This is a genomic window from Sutterella massiliensis, from assembly GCF_016899755.1.
Lineage (GTDB): Bacteria > Pseudomonadota > Gammaproteobacteria > Burkholderiales > Burkholderiaceae_F > Sutterella > Sutterella massiliensis.
Genome location: NZ_JACJJC010000055.1, coordinates 1 through 1,741, shown reverse-complemented (window position 1 = coordinate 1,741; position 1,741 = coordinate 1). Strand labels below are relative to the sequence as shown.

General features: G+C 59.0%; 2 protein-coding genes. One reads left to right on the top strand and one right to left on the bottom strand.

Annotated features, from left to right (window positions below):
• On the bottom strand, window positions 1–575 hold a 575-nt coding region (locus tag H6A60_RS11115; protein ID WP_205104609.1), incomplete at its 3' end, for an FAD-dependent oxidoreductase.
• Window positions 576–760: 185 nt separating this feature from the next.
• Here H6A60_RS11115 and H6A60_RS14450 point away from each other — a divergent pair.
• Window positions 761–1,741 (top strand): phosphate/phosphite/phosphonate ABC transporter substrate-binding protein (locus H6A60_RS14450; RefSeq protein ID WP_205104607.1); only part of this gene is annotated, 981 nt, incomplete at its 3' end.

The window sequence follows — 1,741 nt, the reverse complement described above, 5'->3', positions numbered from 1 at the left end:
TCCCAGACAAGTCTCTCGGCCGCCGTCTTCATGAGGAAAACGACCTTTTGGGACTTGTCCCAGTCGAAAAGAGCCTTGATGAGCTTCGAGGGGACGAAGTGATGAGCGCGTGGCACGCTCATGCCGGAGACCGCCGTAACCGTATCGGGCTTCGTGTTCAGCTTTTGGGTGACGAATTCGTAGACGATTCGGCTAGAGGCCGCCATTGCCTTGACAAGATCGGGGTCGTTCTTGTTCTGCCCCGTCTTGAGCATGTCTTTGAGGAAGATATCGTCGGCGTCCTTGATGCCTCGCTCGCGCTGTTCGGCGGAGTCCGCAACGGACCACTGTCCGCCGGAAAGCAGCGTCGACCCGCCGACGAGCATCGTTTTTTCCAAGATGACGGTCGACAGTCCTGCTTCGCGCGCATAGGCGGCAGCGGCCAGTCCGCCCCCGCCCGCGCCGACGATGACGATGTCGAATTCCTGATCCCACTTGCGGGGCATGCCGGTGGGTGCTGCATGAACCGAGGCTGCGCCGGCTGCAACGGGCGCAACGGCGAGTGCTTTGAGAAGGTTTCTTCGAGACGCAAACATGACGCTCTCCTTTTTGTGGTCGTCGAAACGGGAATGCTCGGGCCGAAGCAAAGCGGCCTTCAGTATTGCTTGCTTTTATGCTCCGAAAATGAGTACGCGCGTAGTTTGTCGGGGCGCAACGGCAGGCTTTGCGCTATTTACGCGCTCCGAAATCCTCGGCATCATTCCGGCATCAGGAGCCGCAAATGAAGATGCCGTCCGTCCAATCGCCCGCCTTCGGAGAAAACATCTGGTCGTTCATGACGACAGCTGCCAGCCTTCTGACGGCCGGCTGCTTGGGATGCGGGCTTGCCGCAGCGGAGCCGATCGAGTACGGCGTTTTTTTGGACAGAAGCCGGGTGCCAGTTCGCATCTACGGCACGGAGTTCACTGACCCGGAGAGCGCCCCGCAGCTTCTGAGGGATACGATTGCAACGCTCAAGCGAGCGCTTTGGCCGAGGCCGCTCATCGTTCATTCAGTGGGACTTGACGAAATCGATGCCGCCATTCGATCCGGCCAGGCTGACATCGTCATCACGGGGTCCTCAATTTATCGACGGAACCTCGCTTTCGGGATGCGCGACATCGCAACGGTGTACACGGCGCTTCAGCCGGATCCGGATCATGCCATCGGGTCGCTCGTCGTCGTCAGAGCGGACAATCGGGACATCAGTAGCCTTGTCGATCTGAAGGGCAAAACCATCGCCGTCAATCACCCGATGGGCTTCCAAGGATTGCTCATCATCCAAAAGGAGATCGCCGACCTCGGGTTCGATCCGGAAAAGTACTTCAAGCGCATCGACTATTTCGGGCTCGCCATCGAGCCGCGCCTTGAAGCGGTTCGTGATGGACGCGCCGACGCCGCGATCATCAGCGCCTGCTGGGTGGAGAAGCAGCGCCAGAAGAATCCCGAAAGTGATCCGCTCAAGAATCTGCGTCCCACCGCGCTTCGTCCACAGACGAGCAGCCAGTGCCTGGCGAGCTCCGCTTTGTACCCGAACTACAGCTTTTTGATTTCGCCCCGTCTTGATGTCGAGACGATCCGGACGATCTCGAACGCGATTCACCGAATGCCAGAGAACGATGCCGGTGAGGGCTGGACGATGGCAAGCAGCTTTACGGAGACGGACGAGCTCTACCGTACGCTCAAGCTTGGGCCGTATGCCTACTGTCTCTTATACACATCT